Source organism: Halomicrobium sp. HArcel3 (assembly GCF_058933135.1).
In genome coordinates, this window is sequence record NZ_JBZYDN010000002.1 from 311,478 (window position 1) to 325,801 (window position 14,324).

Sequence of the window (14,324 nt, forward strand, 5' to 3'; positions counted from 1 at the left end):
TCGTTACTCGGCGGGAACGACGAGCTCGTCGATCAGCGTCTGGGCGGCCTCGGTCTCGTACTCCGGCCCGCGAGCGGTGATCAGGTCGCCGTCGACGGTGACGCTCGAATCGGCGTCGAGTTCGGCGTCCCAGTCGCCGCCCGCCGCGACGACCTCGTCCTCGACCCAGTAGGGTAGCTTCCGGCCGTCAGGCAGGCGGTCGTCCTCGTCGACGATGCCCTCCTCCCACTCGTTCGGGAAGCCGGTGACGTCGCGCCCCTCGACGAGCAACTCGCCGTCGGAAGCGCGAGTGAAGGCCAGGATGCCGACGGCGTGGCAGACGACCAGCGCCGTGCCCTCCTCGCCCTCGACCGCGTCGCGCAGGAGCGCGCGGGCGTGGGTGTCCTGATTGACGTCCCACTCCGCCCCGTGGCCGCCCGGGAAGACGACGGCGTCGTAGTCGGCGGCGTCGACCGTCGCGATCGGTTCCGGGTCGTTCAGGCGCTCGTCGGTCTCGTGGATCTCGCGGATCCGCTCGGCCTCCTCCTCGCCGACGCTGTCGGGGTCGACCGAGCGCTCGTCTATCTCCGGCGGGTCACCCGACGGCGTCGCGACGGTGGCGTCGACACCGGCCGAGTCCAGCGCTGTCAGCGGGTCTATACATTCTTCGCCCCAGTAGCCGTGTTCGCTGACGACGATCAGTGCCGATGGCATGGTGGCTCGGCTTCGGGTGCCACGGCAAAAAATGTCACTGTGGGTGTCACTCTCTCTCCGACTAGAAGGTTTATGGGCACGTATCGACAAGGACTGTTAACGACGAATGGCCCCCCGACGCAGCCACCCCTGGGCGGTGCCGCACGAGTATTCTGAGCTACCATGAAGGACATAGAGGAGAGCGTCTCCGGCTTCAAACGACGCGGCGGCTGGGTCGACGTCGTCGAGCACGGCGAGCGCATCACGCAGGCGCTACACGACCTGGCTGACGACGAAGACGTGGAAGAAGAGGTGGGCAGCGACGCCCTCGACGGGTTCGACGAGTGGCGGCCCAAGAGCCACGAACGCCTCGACGACGACGTCAACGAGAAGACCGCCGAGCAGGCGAGCGTCGGCGAAGGCAAGGGCGAGAAGGCCGGCAAGGACCCCGACGACGACCTCCGGACCGCGGGCGAGAAACTGGCCGACTCCTACGAGAACCTCGACGAGCCCGAGGACGCCGTCGAATCCTGGGGCGAGAGCCTCGACTACGTCGCGCGCGCGGCGGACTCGGCCGGCCGGAAGGCCCTGCGCGCCGTCGAGGACAAGGTGTACAAGAACGTGATGACCCAGATCGCGCCGTACTACTTCGACAACGAACTCGTCAGCGCGAACCTCCAGCGCGTCAACGGCGACGACCGGCCGGAGTACGTCTTCGAGGTCAACGTCAACGACGACGACCTCAAAGAGCGCGTCTCCAATCGGCTGGCCGACTACGAGACCTCCGTCGACCGCTGGCACGTCAACACCGAGAAGGAGACCGAGGTCGCCCAGGCCGCCGAGGGGCTCGAAGTCACGGAGGAGGAAGTGATGGCGGAACCGGAGAAGGATCCCGGCGGCAAGACGAACTGACGAGGCGCCGGCCGAGTCAATTTCGGGTTGGCGTCGGGGAGGTGGCAAGACGAACTGACGAGGCTCCGGCCGAGTCAATTTCGGGTTGTCGTCGGGGAGGTGGCAAGACGAACTGACGAGGCTCCGGCCGAGTCAAATTCGGGTTGTCGTCGGGCAGGTGGCAAGACGAACTGCCGAGGCTCTGGCGGCGCGAACCTTCGGCGTCACCACTCCCGTCGTTCGATGCGGTAGCTGTCACAGGTCGGGCAGACCTGTCGGCGGTGTTCGAACGCTCGTCCGCAGCGCTGGCACTGGTACTCCCCGTGCCCGCCGTCGTCACCGAACAGGCCGCGAACGATCTGTCGAAACATCCTCTTCCTCGGACGTGAAGTGACACCTCGAATTGATATAAATCTGATCGTAGCCGCCGCGGTGGGTGTCGCTTGCGCTCGGATCGACGCGCTGAACACCACGCAATCGGGGCAGTTAACCGGCAGCCTAATACAGAACCGACAATAACTCCGGGGCAGATGGTCGCGACAGCCACACTGGCTACGCTGGTCGTCGCGGCAGCGGCGAGCCTCTTCATGGCGTGGGCCATCGGCGCCGGGTCCTCCGGCTCCACGCCGTTCGCCCCGGCGGTGGGCGCCAACGCCATCTCGGTGATGCGCGCGGGCTTCTTCGTCGGGATTCTCGGCCTATTCGGGGCGGTGCTCCAGGGCGCGAACGTCACGGAGACGGTGGGACAGGGGCTGATCCTGTTCCCCGACGGCGGCGGCCTCTCGGCCGTCGCGGCCACCGTCGCGCTGATCGTCGCCGCGATTCTGGTGGCCATCGGCGTGTTCGCGGGCTACCCCATCGCGACGGCGTTCACCGTCACCGGCGCCGTCGTCGGCGTCGGCCTCGCAATGGGTGGCCGGCCGGCGTGGGCCGCCTACCAGGAGATCGTCGGCCTCTGGGTCGCCATCCCCTTCGTCGGCGGCGGTATCGCCTACCTCACCGCGAAGTTGCTCCGGGCGGAGCAGGTGTCCGAAGAGGTCGCCGTCTCGGGGCTCGCGGGCCTCGTCGGCCTCATCCTCGCCAACGTCGGCTTCACCGGCCTCGGGCCGAACGGCGGCCAGGGGTCGGTGGCGGGCGCCGTCGCGCGCGCCGTCGGGGCCGGTCAGTTCGGCCTCGCCGTCGCCTCGCTGGCCATGGCCGCCCTCGTCGCCGGAGCGCTGTGGTACGACGTCAGCGGCGACCCCGACCGGGGCCAGCGACACTTCCTGCTGGCGCTCGGCGGACTCGTCGCCTTCTCCGCCGGGGGGAGCCAGGTCGGCCTGGCCATCGGCCCGCTGGTGCCGCTGCTCGGGGCGGTCGAGGTCCCCCTTCTGGCGGTCCTGGTCGGCGGCGGCATCGGGCTGCTCGTCGGCTCGTGGACCGGCGCGCCGCGGATGATCAAGGCGCTCTCCCAGGACTACTCCTCGCTGGGGCCGCGCCGTTCCACGGCGGCGCTCATCCCCTCGTTCGCCATCGCCCAGACCGCCGTCTTCCTGGGCGTCCCCGTCTCGTTCAACGAGATCATCGTCAGCGCCATCATCGGCAGCGGCGCGGCGGCGGGCGGCGGCGCGGTGAGCCGCGAGAAGATGGGCAAGACCGCGCTGGCCTGGGTCGGGTCGCTGGCGCTCTCGCTGGCGCTGAGTTACGGCGTGTACACTGGCATCTCGCTGTTGTTCTTCTAGCCGACGACGCCGGCCCGGATCAGCACTGCTTCGCTAACGGTCCAGAGGAGCGCAACGACGACGAGTAGCGTCCCCGTCGCGACCAGTCCGAGGAAGGTGAGGATGGTATTGACGATGCCAGTTACCTGGATAGCGACGACCGGGGCGACCAGACTCGCCACGAGAACGGTCAGTCCAGCGCCGGAGAGCTGGCGCTGGCGGCGACCCACCGTGAGAAGCCCGCCGCCGTCTGCCCGCGCGGGCGAGATGACCAGTGCGAAGCCGATGCCTGCGACCCCGACAGCGCCGAGCGCGTACGTGCCGAAGTAAGCGAGTCCTGCACCGAACGCTTCACCCTGCGGGGGGTTAGCGTGGAAGTCTGCCACCACCCACGCAGAAAGCCCGACGAGAGAGAACCCGAAGAGGAAGGCGAGCGAACTGAGGGCCCCGGTGGCGCTGAGACGTCGCATAGCAGCCGATCATACAGGTGACATGAATACCTTCTGTTTCACGCAGCGAGCAGCCACGTCTCGCACGGTCCCGTCACTGACAGTCACCGCAACACGACGACGTAGGTCACTATCGCGAGAAACAGCGTCGACGCGGCGACGGTCGGCCAGGAGAACTCGTTGATACCCGCGAAATCCAGGAGGGTGACGACCATGACGCTGAACAGCAAAGAGAGCACTACATCGAGCGCGAGCAGGACGCGCAGGTCGCCCTCGGCAGCCATGGGGTCGCTGGTCCCACGAACGGCTTTGGTATGTGGCTCCTACCTGGTGGCCATGCGTCTTCCGTTCCGCAACGATTCCGAAGGGGGGCCGTAGAGCCGCTATCCGCTGCGACCGCACGCTTATGTTGCTCGATTGCGAAGTTCTCTACATGGTTGTCATTGACGCCCACGGCACGGCGCCCGGCGGTGAGAGGGGCGAATGAGCGACCGACGCGCCCGGCTCGACAGGCGTATCGCCGCGTTCCGCGAGTGGGTCGAGGAGTGGGCCCACGGTCTCTGGCACGGGATGGTCGAACACCCCGCCAGCGAGAAGATCGAGAAGGAGGCGGAGGACGTCGAGGACGCGTTCCTCTTCGCCTGCTTCGCCGACGCCTTCGGCATCCCGAGTCCCATCTCATACTACACCGTCGAACTGCTGCCTTACCTCGACGACGAGTTCGAGGCCTGGGAGCGGCGGATGTGGGATCGCGGATCGCTGCTCGAACGGAAGGGTCAGCAGTACCACGTCCACTGATGGAGAAATTCGTCTTCTTCGGCGGCAAGGGCGGCGTCGGCAAGACGACCGTCTCCGCCGCCTACGCGACGAAGTGCGCCGCGGCGGGCCTGGAGACGCTCGTCGTCTCGACGGACCCGGCCCACAGCACCTCGGACGTGTTCGGCCAGCAGTTCGGCGACGAGGCCCGCCGAGTCGAGGGGTTCGAGAACCTCTGGGCGATGGAGATCGACCCCGACGAGGAGGTGGAGCGCCACCTGCAGGAAGTCCGCCGCCGGATGAACGACCAGGTGAGCGCGTCCATCGTCAACGAACTCGACCGCCAGATCGAACTGGCCCACCAGACGCCCGGCGCGTACGAGGCGGCGCTGTTCGATCGGTTCATTCACGTCATGCAAAACGCGGACGACTACGACCGCGTCGTCTTCGACACCTCGCCGACGGGCGGCACCCTCCGCCTGCTCGCCCTCCCGGAGTTCCTCGAGGACTGGATCGAGCGCCTCGTCGCCAAGCGAGTTCAGAGCGTCGACCTGTTCGAGAAGGCCGCCATCGGGGAGCAGGCGGCCCGCCGGCGGCTCGACGACGACCCCATCATCGCCCACCTCCGGGACCGGAAAGAGAAGTTCGAGTTCGCGGCGCAGACCCTCCGCGAGGCGTCAGGGTTCTTCCTCGTCCTCAACCCGGACGGGCTCTCGGTTAGCGAGACGGAACGGGCCGTCGACCAGCTCGCCGACACCGGCCTGACCGTCGACGGCCTCGTCGTCAACCGGGTGACGCCGGCGCCCGACGACGACGAGCAGGGCCGGGGCGCCCGCTACCTCCGCGAGCGCGTCGCGACCGAGCGCGAGCACCTCGCCCAGATCCGAGACGGGTTCGACGAGCCCGTCGTCGGGGTCGTCGAGACCCGCTCGGGCGACGTCGATTCGGACCTGCTGGCAGCGGTCGCCGACGAACTGGACGTCGAGGTTGCCGGTTCCGTCGAGGCGTGACGGGTGCTGTCGCCGCTGACCGAGGTGGCGGGCGGACCTCACCGTCCGGGCTCACGTCACGTACCAGTTATTAGTGGGAACGACCGCAGATGTCTGCGACATGTGACATTGCAAGCCCAGAAAGCCCTCGCTACTGCCTTCGAACGTGGCAATAGCAAGGTGTTAGAAACACCATTCGTCATATACTTTCGGGTGTAATTAAGGCGGCGCTCGGCGTTCCGTTTCTGATAGGTGTTCCCATACCATGGTTCAGGTCATGTGGATGGCGGTTCTGGCACTGGTCACGTTCTCGGTCGGCTACGTCGGGTACTCCCGGTACCTGGCGCGGTTCGTCGAACTCGACGACGAGAACGAGACGCCGGCGCACAAGTACGACGACGGCCAGGAGTACGTGCCCTCGAAGCGGTCCGTGCTGCTCGGGCACCACTACTCCTCCATCGCCGGCGGCGCGCCCATCGCCGGTCCGATCACGGCCGCGGCGGCCTTCGGCTGGATCCCGGCGCTGATCTGGATCGCCATCGGCAACCCGCTGTTCGGCGCGGTCCACGACTTCATGGCGCTGTCGTCGTCGGTTCGTCACGAGGGGAAGTCGATCGGCTACATCATCGGCGAGTACGTCGGCGAGCGGGGCAAGAACATGCTGCTGTGGTTCGCGTACCTGACGATCATCCTCGTCATCGCCGCGTTCGCGTACCTCATCGGGCTGGTGTTCGACGCCTTCCCTTGGACGGCGACGGCGTCACTCGTGTACATCGCCCTGGCGGTCCTGTTCGGGGTGTACCTCTACCAGCTGAACCTGCCCTTCTTGCCGGGGGCCGTCGCCTTCGTCGCGATGGTGTTCGGCGGCGTCTGGGTGGGGCTCCAGTACCCCATCGCCGTCTTCGCCCGCGAGGGACTGCCCGCTGGGACCATCGTCCTGCTGGGCGACGGGGGTAGCTGGCTCCCGCTGGCGGCCGCGACGAACGCGAACATGGCGGCCTGGGTGTTCGTCACCGTCCTCTACGCCTTCGCCGCGAGCGTGCTGCCGGTGTGGGTGTTGCTCCAGCCCCGTGACTTCCTCACGTCTAGCTTGCTGTACGTCGGCGTCGGCGGGATGATTCTCGGGGCCATCGCCGGTACCGTGATCGGGTTCTCGCCCATCACCGTCGACGTCGCCTCGGCCGGCATCGAGGGCGTCGAGGTGGCGTCGCTGACGACCCAGATCCCGGGCTGGACCGGCTTCGTCCACCCGGCTCTCGGGCCGCTGTTCCCCTTCCTCTTCGTCACCATCGCCTGCGGGACGATCAGCGGCTTCCACTCGCTGGTCTCCTCGGGGACGACGGCGAAACAGCTGGACAGGGAGTCCGACGCCCGCGTCATCGGCTACGGCGGGATGCTCGGCGAGGGGCTGCTGGCCATCACGGCGGTCATCGCCGTCTCCATCATCGCCGGCGGCACCGAGACGCTGAGCTCCGCGCTCGTCACCTTCCCGGCCGGCGGCGGCGCGCTGCTCACGGTGTTCGGCCTCGGCGTCACCGCCGCGGCGACGTTCATCGGCCTCGTGTTCGTCAGCTTCCTCCTGACGAGCACGGACACGGCGATGCGCCTGGGCCGGTACATGTACGAGGAGGTCGTCGGGACGCCGGAGACCAGCCTGGAGCGGACGACGACGAACAGGTACGTCAACGCCGGCATTCTCGCGACGGCGGGCTACCTGCTCGTCGCCAGCGGCACCTGGGAGAACATCTGGCCGCTGTTCGGCGGCGCGAACCAGTCGCTGGCGGCCCTGGCCCTGCTGGTCGCGACGGTGTGGCTCGCCAACTGGGACGACGACAAACAGCTCGTCTCGACCGGGGTGCCGCTCGTGTTCATGCTCGCCGTCACCGTCGTCGCGCTGCTGTGGATCGGCCTGCTGCGCAACCCGTCGACCATCCTCGCCGGCGAGGCCGGCGGGTTCTTCGCGACGCTCTCGCTCGTGCTCCAGAGCCTCATCGCGCTGGTGCTGGTCGGCCTCATCTTCGGCCTGGTGCGCTACAGCGTCGACGACATCAGGGAGGCCCGGGGCGGCCTCGACCGCGACTCGCTCACGGGGAGGGGCGGCAGCGGCCCCGCGGAGGCCTCCGACGACTAGGGGAGTAGCCGCGAGAGGAGTCCCGACGACGACTCTCCCTCGTCGCCCGACTCCCACAGCGCGAACGCGCGGGCGACGTCGGTCGACTCGCTCGCGACCACGTCCTCCCGTTCCGGCGCGACGACGACCAGGTTCACCTCGTAGTGGCCGTGATAGCCGTATCTCAGGAGCGTCCGGTCGCTGAAGCCGTCGACGAACGAGCGAACTTTCTCCGGAATTTCCGGAACGATCAGCGCGAACGTGAAGTCGGTGCTGAAGTGCTCCTCGCTGGCCGCCACGCGCTCGTCGGCCATATCGTGGCCCAGTTCGACGAGGGCCTCCAGGTCGGCGACCGTCACCGACTCGGCCCGCCGCGCGTAGAGGTGCTCGGTCTGCTCGTGGTGGCCGTACGTGAGGTTCGGGTGGATGAAGTGTCGCTGGGACGTGATCGCCAGGCGTCCGTAGAGGTCGAACCGTCCGCCCGCGACGCTCCCGCCGACGTCGACCTGGTGGTCCTTCGCCAGGTCGTAGCTGTGGCGCAACCTGTCGCCCACCCGGTCGAGGTACTCGTCGTCCCAGTTGGGGACGTCGAGTTCGTCCTCGTCCTCGGCGTTCGCGGCGCCGGCGGCGTCCTCGGCATCTTCCGGCTCTTCGGCGTCGTCGGAATCGCCGGCGGCGCTCATCCGACCACCGCCGCGGCGAGCGTCATGGTACCGTTGCCCATACCTCCGAAGACGACCGGTTAGTTGAAAAACACGTCGCCGCTCCGAACCGACGCGCCCTTTATCGCCCCCGCCCAACCCGCGGACGTGTCAGAACGCACCGAACCGTCAGGGCGGGCGGCGTTCGTCCGCGCGCTGAACGTCAGGCGCAACGCGAAGTGGGGGTTCGCCGTCTCCCTGGTCGTCACGCTGGCAGTGTTCGGTTTCTTCGTCGTCGTTCCCGGGACCACGCGTCCGTCGGTGCTCTACGTCGCCCTGGGGTTCGTCCTCGCCGTCTCCCTGGGTGGCCTGACGACGGCCGTGTTCACGCTGTTTTCGGCTATCAGGCTGGCCCGTGAGACGTAGGTGGTCTGGGCCGGCTGGGTTCAATCACCTTCACGTGACGCTGCTGATCAGTGTGGATGGGTATTGACCATCGGAAGGCCCGACAGATTGGGTAAGTATTCTAATCGCCGTACAATGATGGAACGTCTGTGTTCAGCGTGCAACGAAATCTACCAGTAGGATAGCCTCGGGTCAGATGTCGCCGGTAGTCGTCTGTTCGCATCTCCAGGATAACCTTCGGTGGCATCCGACAAGAGAAAGTCTCACAACGACGGCGTAACTAGACAACGCTATGACACAGGAAGGCGAGCGACTCGTAACCGGGGAGTTCCTCGGTCTCTTTTTGGTGTTTGGGGCGGATATCATTCTGGTCGTGGTTCCGTTGGCGATTGCTGGCATTGTGTCGGGGGCGGTAGCGGTCGCGGTGACGGCACTCATACTCGGAGTCTATGGCGGGTGGCTGGGCCTCCGGTGGTGGCGGCTACGAGACAGTGCAGAACCGACTCAGCCCAATCCACTCGAAACGCTCAAAGACCGGTACGCCGCCGGTGAAATCTCAGATGAAGAGTTCGAGCGGCGATTGGACCGACTGATCGATACGGAGCGCGAAGAGCGAGCAACTGTCGACGAGCGCTCGAAAGAGCGCTCGAATGGATAGCGTTGCTCGTTTTCAGCACGGGTTCGTCGCCACAGATATTCTAGTCCGTTTGCTGTATCCACCTCTGGGCCTTCCACGAATGTCCTGACAGTCCAGAAACACGTCGCGACTCGCCGTACCACATCGTCCACCGATATCGCTCGTTACACGAAACAGATCGAGAATACCCTAGAGCGACGCGCCCAGACCGTCTATTAGTCGGCCGTCGCCAGCGCGGTGAATCGCTCGGCACCCGAGCGCGTCCCCTTGGCGATCAGGACGTCGCCGCTGCCGAGGGTCGTCTCCGCGCTGGGGGAGACGACCCAGTCGCTCCCCTCGCGGGTGGCGCGCTCGCTCCCGGCGGCCCGCCGGATCGCGATGACGCGCATCCCGGTCTTGGTCTTCACCTGCTCGGCGCCGATGGTGGTGCCGTCGAAGGCGCTGCCCGACTCCACCGCGACGCGGACGATTATCTCGTCCGATTCCTTGACCGCCTCGGCGACGACGGGGTGAGTCGAGAGCCCGCGCAGGACGCCCTCGCTGATCTCCAGGGCGGCGTCGGAGATGACCTCCGTCGAGCGGGCGAGGTGGACCAGCCCGCGGAGGCTCACCGGATCCTCGACGCGGCCGGCGGCCTGGAGCGTCCAGGCCTCGAAGCGGGACTGGAGGGCGTCGACCTCGGCTTCGAGTTCGACGACCTCCTCGGCGACGTCCTGGCTGTCGAAGAGGACGGCGCCGTAGGCCAGGTCGACGGCGAGTTCGCCCATGTCCTTCATCAGGACGATGGAGTCGACGGCGCGTTCGAGGTCACCGAGTTCGCCCTCGGGCGGCTCAGGGGGTTCGTACGTCTTCCCGCCAGTGGCGTCCCGGTACACCTCAAGGATCCCCTCCTCGGGACCGCGGAAGAGGACGACGTCACCGGCCCGGAGCGCGGTGTCGGCGTCGGGGTTGAGCAGCCAGTCGCCCTGCCGACGGACGGCGATAGCGCGGACGCCCGTCTCGGTCTCCAGGTTGATGGCCGCCAGCGTCTCGCCGGCGAACGGCGACTCGGCGGCGATCGTCGCTCGAACGAGCGTCTCGACGGCCTCGGGCAGGGCCGCCCGCATCGCGTCGGGGAGGCCGATGTCCTCGAGTACTACTTTGGCGATGTCGCCGGCGGCGTCGGAGATCTTCTCGGCGGCGCCGACCATCCCCAGCACCGGCGCCAGCGCCTCGGCGTCCTCTGTGGTCCGGGCGGCCATCAGCAGGCTCATCCGGGCCCGTAGCTGGAGGACGTCCATCTGCTCTTCCAGTTCCAGCACCTCGGCGGCCACCTCGTCGCTGCCCAGCAGGACGGCGGAGTACGACAGGTCGATCAGCAGCTCGGCGGTGTCTTTCATCTCGGCCAGCATCGCCTTGACGCTGACCGGCTCGTAGGCCACCTCGTCGCCGGGCATACGTTACTCTCCGTGACCGCCGGGCAAAAAACCGGTCGTTGCGCCACCGCTGGTCGAGCCCGGCCGACGCAGAAGACATTTACCGGCCGTTCGTGACCGTCCAGCCATGCCAGGCGCACGCGTCGCGAGCGGCGAGCGCGTCACGCTCCGGACGGTCGAGAGCGAGGACGTGCCGTTCCTCCAGCGGGGCAACGAGCCCGAACTCCGCTATCCGCTCGGAACCCCGGTCAGGACCAGCAAACAGATCGAGACGGCGTTCGAGGAAGGGGACGACGATCGGTTCCTCGTCTGTCTCGACGACGACGCCGGATCAGGGCGGGTCGACGCCGAAGACGTGGACCGCATCGGCGTCGTCTCCGTGGAGGACGCCGACTGGAAGCGTCCCGAACTGGGCTACTGGCTCGTCCCAGCGGTCCACGGCGAAGGATACGGGAGCGAGGCCGTCGCCCTCGCCGTCGACTACACGTTCCGGACCTACGACACGCCGGCCGTCGGGGCGGGCGCGTTCGCGTTCAACGACGCCTCCCGTGGCCTGCTAGAGTCCCTGGGATTCACCGAGGAGGGTCGCCGTCGGAAGTTCATGTTCGTGAACGGCGAGCACCGGGACATGGTCCAGTACGGGCTACTACGGACGGAGTGGCGCGACTGATAGTGGTGGAGACGCGACCGAACTCGTGCGCCGTGTTGTCACCATTCATACGGTATCGACAGATCCGAAAGATGCTTTCGTTGACCGCCGATTCCGACGATCCTCGCCCACTGTTTTCCAGATTATTGAACGAATATCCACAAAATGGGGCGGTCAGTCCGCTCGTGTCGGTCTTCGAAAGATAATGCTTTTCCCGGCACGTAGTGAACGCTTACCGTATGTCAGACGACCTCAAGAAAGGGCTCGAGGGTGTCCTCGTCGCCGAGTCGGATCTGAGCGACATCGATGGCGAGGTTGGCAAGCTCGTCTATCGCGGGTACACGATCGAGGACCTGGCGAAGGGTGCGAGCTACGAGGAGGTGCTCTACCTCCTCTGGTACGGCCACCTCCCGGACGAGGGCGAACTCGCGGAGTTCACCGACTCGATGGTGGCCGAACGGGCGGTCGACGACGCGGTTATCGAAGTGGTCCGTGCGCTCGCCGAGGCCGACGAGAATCCGATGGCGGCGCTGCGGACCGGGGTGTCGACGCTGTCGGCGTTCGACCCCGACGACGGCGACGCGGACCCGACCGACGACGAGGCCAACCTCCGCAAGGCCCGTCGCATCACCGCCAAGATTCCGACCATCCTCGCGGCGTTCGCACGGATCCGCCAGGGGGACGACCCCGTCCAGCCCCGGGAAGACCTCTCTCACGCCGCGAACTTCCTCTACATGCTCAACGGCGAGGAACCCGACGACGTCCTCGCGGAGACGTTCGACATGGCGCTGGTGCTCCACGCGGACCACGGCCTCAACGCGTCGACGTTCTCCGCCATCGTGACGGCTTCGACGCTCTCGGACCTGCATAGCTCCGTCACCTCCGCCATCGGCACCCTCAAGGGCCCGCTCCACGGCGGCGCCAACCAGGACGTCATGGAGATGCTCAAGGAGGTCGACGACGCCGAGCAGGACCCCCTGGAGTGGGTCAAGGGCGCTCTCGACGAGGGCCGCCGGGTCTCCGGCTTCGGCCACCGCGTCTACGACGTCAAGGACCCCCGTGCGAAGATCCTCGGCGAGAAATCCAAGGACCTGGGCGAAGCCGCCGGGTCGATCAAATGGTACGAGATGTCCACCACTATCGAGGACTACATGGCCGAGGAGAAGGGCCTGGCCCCCAACGTCGATTTCTACTCGGCGTCGACGTACTACCAGATGGGCATCCCCATCGACATCTACACCCCCATCTTCGCCATGTCCCGCGTCGGCGGCTGGATCGCCCACGTCTTCCAGTACATCGACGACAACCGGCTCATCCGCCCGCGGGCCCGCTACACCGGCCCGGAGGACCAGGAGTTCGTCCCCATCGAAGAGCGATAGAGGCCGCGACGCGTGCCCGAAACCGACCTCGACGATCCAGCGATCAGGTTCATCGCGGTGCTCGCCTTCGGTCTGGTCGGGCTGTTTTATGGTGCCCTGGCTGTCGATAGCGGTGCGCAACTCTCCCCGGCGTTCGTCCTCGGCGTCGTGGCGGTCCTGCCACTGGTTTCGCAACGCGTCCGATGTCGTTTGCTGGAGCTCTATCCGGAGCGCCGTGGAGGTGGCGTTTCTTCGAGAAGAGATGCCATTCGTCTGGGACTCGCCGTCGTTGGGACCTACGTATTAGTGCGAGTGTCGCTGAGCGCGTTACCGCCAGTAGTTCGGACGGCCCTACCGGTCGTCGTCGCCGGCGCAGTCACGGCAGCGTTCGTTCTCCTGCTGGTTCGTCTCGTTCGTGGACTCGTTAGGCCTGCTGCGTAAGGGGCCCGACGTCATTCAAAAACCATTTGACACGACACCTCAACCTATCGGCCAGCCAGTGGTCCTCCATGTCAGTACTCTCCCGGGTCCCACGTCCCCTCCACGAATTCTTCGCTGTCGTCATCCTCTGCGCGCTCATAGCTGTCGGTGCCTGGCTCTCATGGCTGGGGCTCAGGTGGTCCGGTCCATATGCGCTGGCCACCGGTGTCGGTGCCACCTTGACCGTGAGTTTCCTTCGGCCGGTCCGAACTCGCGTTAACGTCGTAACTGATCGTATCGATGAAATAGTTCCTTCAGCCGTCTACTGGCCTGCCCACTTCGCTCTGCTGTTCGCGATAAACCTCGTCGACTTCCCGACTGGCGGTCTGCTTGATGCCGTCTTCACGGCTGGGTTCAGTGCGATGACGACGTGGTTAGTCATCGCGATAGCTCGGGCCTTGGCCGGTGAGTACGCTCGCGACGGAACGTCGGGGGTGTGACCCCGCGTGCGCGTTTTCGTCTACGGCACGCTCTGTAATCCCGACACCGCCAGCGCCGTCCTCGACGAGTTCGCGTACGACGGACCGGCCACGCTCGACGGACTCCATCGCGTCGAGGGTGAGTACCCGACGCTCGCACCCGGCGGCGAGGTCGACGGACGAATCCTCGTCACCGACGACGTCGCCGCGCTGGACCGCTACGAGGGCGTCGACCGTGGCCTGTACGTCCGCGTCCCGTTCCCCCACGCCAGCGGCGGAACCGTTCAGACGTACGTAGGCGACCCAGATCTACTGGACGCGCCCGCGTCGTGGCCGGGCGACGGGCCGCTTCGCGAGCGCGTGGCGGCCTACGCCGTGGACGAGGACGTCCTCGTTCGTCCGTCGCCGTGAGAACCGTTCGCAACGCGCTATCGTCACTCGATCTCCATACGAAATGGTGGGGGCTGCCTGGCGATTTATTCCAGGCGATCCGTGCCGACGACGGGCGTCTGACGTTCGTCGCACGGCCGTGTTGTGGCCGCTCCGTCCGGCACTTTCACTTTCACTCCGCACGGGTGGCCTTTATGACCCATCCACCCATCGCTTCGGCTGCAGTCACACAATCTATTCGTTCCCCCCTCGAAGTAACACTCGTGAGCGGTGGCTGTGGGATGTCGAGTGTATAGACCGCTGTAGCAATGCAGTTAGCAACCTGAACGCTCCACATTACACTCGCACGACCACGAACACCGG

Annotated in this window: 18 protein-coding genes; 12 read left to right on the plus strand and 6 right to left on the minus strand. The window is 66.5% G+C overall.

What is annotated here, in order from left to right; translation table 11 throughout:
* Positions 1-3: 3 nt before the first annotated feature.
* On the minus strand, positions 4-693 hold the full coding sequence (locus AC5FRV_RS07335; RefSeq protein WP_493560449.1) for a type 1 glutamine amidotransferase domain-containing protein: 690 nt from the start codon (positions 691-693) through the stop codon (positions 4-6).
* A 162-nt stretch (positions 694-855) separates the two neighbouring features.
* Between AC5FRV_RS07335 and AC5FRV_RS07340 the strand changes: the two genes are divergently transcribed.
* The gene (locus tag AC5FRV_RS07340) at positions 856-1,584 is read left to right on the plus strand and encodes a DUF5828 family protein (protein ID WP_089819006.1); all 729 of its coding nucleotides are present in this window, start codon (positions 856-858) and stop codon (positions 1,582-1,584) included.
* Between the two features lie 203 nt (positions 1,585-1,787).
* On the opposite strand, the gene AC5FRV_RS07345 is transcribed toward AC5FRV_RS07340, so the two are convergent.
* Positions 1,788-1,934: an FmdB family zinc ribbon protein gene (locus AC5FRV_RS07345; RefSeq protein ID WP_493560450.1), complete on the minus strand. Its 147-nt coding sequence runs from the start codon at positions 1,932-1,934 to the stop codon at positions 1,788-1,790.
* Between the two features lie 159 nt (positions 1,935-2,093).
* Between AC5FRV_RS07345 and AC5FRV_RS07350 the strand changes: the two genes are divergently transcribed.
* Positions 2,094-3,284: an inorganic phosphate transporter gene (locus AC5FRV_RS07350; protein WP_493560451.1), complete on the plus strand. Its 1,191-nt coding sequence runs from the start codon at positions 2,094-2,096 to the stop codon at positions 3,282-3,284.
* Here AC5FRV_RS07350 and AC5FRV_RS07355 read toward each other — a convergent pair.
* Together AC5FRV_RS07355 and AC5FRV_RS07360 are read right to left on the minus strand one after the other, a co-directional pair.
* On the minus strand, positions 3,281-3,733 hold the full coding sequence (locus AC5FRV_RS07355; RefSeq protein WP_493560452.1) for a hypothetical protein: 453 nt from the start codon (positions 3,731-3,733) through the stop codon (positions 3,281-3,283). The two genes, AC5FRV_RS07350 and AC5FRV_RS07355, sit on opposite strands and share 4 nt — an antisense overlap.
* A gap of 83 nt (positions 3,734-3,816) precedes the next feature.
* The gene (locus AC5FRV_RS07360; RefSeq protein ID WP_493560453.1) at positions 3,817-3,996 is read right to left on the minus strand and encodes a DUF8107 family protein; all 180 of its coding nucleotides are present in this window, start codon (positions 3,994-3,996) and stop codon (positions 3,817-3,819) included.
* A 199-nt stretch (positions 3,997-4,195) separates the two neighbouring features.
* Here AC5FRV_RS07360 and AC5FRV_RS07365 point away from each other — a divergent pair, with 199 nt between their 5' ends.
* The 3 genes from AC5FRV_RS07365 (at position 4,196) to AC5FRV_RS07375 (ending at position 7,588) form a co-directional block, all read left to right on the plus strand.
* Complete coding sequence (locus AC5FRV_RS07365) at positions 4,196-4,510, plus strand: DUF7990 family protein (RefSeq protein WP_493560454.1); 315 nt, start codon at positions 4,196-4,198, stop codon at positions 4,508-4,510.
* Positions 4,510-5,478 (plus strand): ArsA family ATPase, encoded by a 969-nt coding sequence (locus AC5FRV_RS07370; protein ID WP_493560455.1) that lies wholly within the window; start codon positions 4,510-4,512, stop codon positions 5,476-5,478. Before AC5FRV_RS07365 ends, AC5FRV_RS07370 begins: the two co-directional genes overlap by 1 nt.
* A 244-nt stretch (positions 5,479-5,722) precedes the next feature.
* Positions 5,723-7,588 carry a carbon starvation CstA family protein gene (locus AC5FRV_RS07375; RefSeq protein ID WP_493560456.1) on the plus strand — a complete coding sequence of 622 codons (1,866 nt, stop codon included), beginning with the start codon at positions 5,723-5,725 and terminating at the stop codon, positions 7,586-7,588.
* Here AC5FRV_RS07375 and AC5FRV_RS07380 read toward each other — a convergent pair.
* Positions 7,585-8,250 carry a DUF8052 family protein gene (locus AC5FRV_RS07380; RefSeq protein ID WP_493560457.1) on the minus strand — a complete coding sequence of 222 codons (666 nt, stop codon included), beginning with the start codon at positions 8,248-8,250 and terminating at the stop codon, positions 7,585-7,587. The genes AC5FRV_RS07375 and AC5FRV_RS07380 overlap by 4 nt on opposite strands.
* Before the next feature lie 126 nt (positions 8,251-8,376).
* On the opposite strand from AC5FRV_RS07380, the gene AC5FRV_RS07385 reads away from it, so the two are divergent.
* Together AC5FRV_RS07385 and AC5FRV_RS07390 are read left to right on the plus strand one after the other, a co-directional pair.
* Positions 8,377-8,634: a DUF7536 family protein gene (locus AC5FRV_RS07385; RefSeq protein WP_493560458.1), complete on the plus strand. Its 258-nt coding sequence runs from the start codon at positions 8,377-8,379 to the stop codon at positions 8,632-8,634.
* Between the two features lie 271 nt (positions 8,635-8,905).
* Entirely contained in the window at positions 8,906-9,271 is a 366-nt protein-coding gene (locus AC5FRV_RS07390) for an SHOCT domain-containing protein (protein WP_493560459.1), read from the plus strand.
* 194 nt (positions 9,272-9,465) lie between these two features.
* On the opposite strand, the gene AC5FRV_RS07395 is transcribed toward AC5FRV_RS07390, so the two are convergent.
* Complete coding sequence (locus AC5FRV_RS07395; RefSeq protein ID WP_493560460.1) at positions 9,466-10,686, minus strand: potassium channel family protein; 1,221 nt, start codon at positions 10,684-10,686, stop codon at positions 9,466-9,468.
* 106 nt (positions 10,687-10,792) lie between these two features.
* On the opposite strand from AC5FRV_RS07395, the gene AC5FRV_RS07400 reads away from it, so the two are divergent.
* The 5 genes from AC5FRV_RS07400 (at position 10,793) to AC5FRV_RS07420 (ending at position 13,982) form a co-directional block, all read left to right on the plus strand.
* A complete protein-coding gene (locus AC5FRV_RS07400) occupies positions 10,793-11,335 on the plus strand; it encodes a GNAT family N-acetyltransferase (RefSeq protein ID WP_493560461.1) in 543 nt (180 codons plus the stop codon).
* Between the two features lie 218 nt (positions 11,336-11,553).
* Positions 11,554-12,693, plus strand: a complete 1,140-nt coding sequence (citZ, locus tag AC5FRV_RS07405; protein ID WP_493560462.1) for a citrate synthase — start codon at positions 11,554-11,556, stop codon at positions 12,691-12,693.
* Positions 12,694-12,705: 12 nt separating this feature from the next.
* Positions 12,706-13,113: a hypothetical protein gene (locus tag AC5FRV_RS07410; RefSeq protein WP_493560463.1), complete on the plus strand. Its 408-nt coding sequence runs from the start codon at positions 12,706-12,708 to the stop codon at positions 13,111-13,113.
* A 68-nt stretch (positions 13,114-13,181) separates the two neighbouring features.
* Positions 13,182-13,592: a hypothetical protein gene (locus tag AC5FRV_RS07415; protein WP_493560464.1), complete on the plus strand. Its 411-nt coding sequence runs from the start codon at positions 13,182-13,184 to the stop codon at positions 13,590-13,592.
* Positions 13,593-13,598: 6 nt separating this feature from the next.
* Entirely contained in the window at positions 13,599-13,982 is a 384-nt protein-coding gene (locus AC5FRV_RS07420) for a gamma-glutamylcyclotransferase family protein (RefSeq protein WP_493560465.1), read from the plus strand.
* Positions 13,983-14,324 lie beyond the last annotated feature (342 nt).